The organism is Oleiphilus sp. HI0128, from assembly GCF_001635365.1.
Genome location: NZ_LWGG01001192.1, coordinates 1 through 1,512 on the forward strand (window position 1 = coordinate 1; position 1,512 = coordinate 1,512).

A 1,512-nucleotide genomic window follows, 5' to 3' on the forward strand; every position below is an offset into this window, starting at 1 on the left:
TCGTAGGTATATTGTTATGTATAGCGATTGCTTGGTTAATGTCTCGTTTAAAAACCTGGGTAGGTAAAGAAACTAACTCCATGGCTCTGGTGGCGGATGGTTATCATAGTCAACTCGATGTATTTTCTTCAATTGCGGTCTTGCTTTCATTGATAGGTACAATGATAGGTATCTACCTCGATGAGATTGTCGCAGTGATTATTGCTGTGATGGTTACGATAGCCGGCCTTGAGCTTTTGATTTCGGGTATTAAGAGTTTGCTTACCGGTGCAGAGCTGAAGCAAGTATCGTTGATGGATAAACTGATGGATATGCCGTCGGTTCAGCACCTCCAGCATCATTCTAAACAGCTTAGAAAACCTGCAAACCTGGCGATATTTGCTGCATTGCTGGGCACTGCATATTTACTGAGTGGCTTTCGTATAGTGCCTCACGGGCACGTTGCCTATGGCCACCTCCTGCATCATTTTGATAATGAGCACTTGTCTCCAGGTTTATACTATAAGGCTCCTTGGCCGCTTGGAGGGCTAGTCATTCTTCAAGACCGTAATATTTTGAGTGTTGATACCGATAGTGCCCGTAAGAATATAGAGCAAGAAAGTTCTGTTGCCAGCGGTCTGTGGCAAAACAAAATTGATGGAAAAAGTCCTCAGGTGAAAGGCGAAGGAGAGTTCTTCCTAAGCCGTGATGAAAACCTGGTCGATATTAATCTAAAGCTGCACTTCTCGCTGGAACCTTACCATCAGTTGTTGCTCGATCCGGCAGTTCAAAAGGATATCCTTGGCGGCTATGCAGAATCTGCTTTGCTTACGCTTGCGGCAGAGAACGAGTACCTGACTTTACTTAATGGGCCGAGAAAGCCTTTAGAGAGTCGACTAAATAAGCTGATACGTGAAGACCTATCTGCTTCCGGTTTGGAGCTTCGTTACATTCGCTCTCATATCCAATCTATTAAAGCTCCTCCTAGTGTCGTCGATTCGCACTGGAAAAGATTCAATGCTTATCAAAAGATGCTAAAGGCTAAATTGAGTGCTGACTCCAAAAGCCAGGAAGATTTGGCGAATGCCAATGCAAAAGCCTTAGGAGAAGTTAATCGGGCTCAAGCAACGAAGGCAGAACAAATAGAGCGTGCCGAGGGAGATATCAATCGATACTTGCCTTTGCAAAGTTTATTTCAGAGCCAAACCGAAGCGCTTCATTATCAGAGCCGTCAAAATAACTTAGCAAAACAAGTTCAGGGTAAACAACTTACTGTGATAGACCCAAAGATTTCCAATCAGCAGCTTCGATTATGGTTACCGCAAAACGATCGTCGCTAACTTTCTAATACATGAGGTTAAGAGTGTGAAAAGAGTTTCCTGGATTCTTGGAGTCCTGATAATCATGGGCTACCTGCTGACGACTTGTCTGGTAGTGGTGAAAGAAAATGAAGCTGCCGTCATTATGCAGTTTGGGAAACCTGTTCGCACCATCACTCAAGCAGGGCTAAAGGTTAAATTGCCTGCGCCTATT

The 1,512-nt window shown here is 44.1% G+C and carries 1 protein-coding gene; it reads left to right on the forward strand.

What is annotated here, in order from left to right; all coding sequences use genetic code 11:
* Positions 1-1,319: cation transporter (locus tag A3763_RS20080; protein ID WP_082880531.1), on the forward strand; the 1,319-nt coding region annotated here is incomplete at its 5' end.
* Positions 1,320-1,512 lie beyond the last annotated feature (193 nt).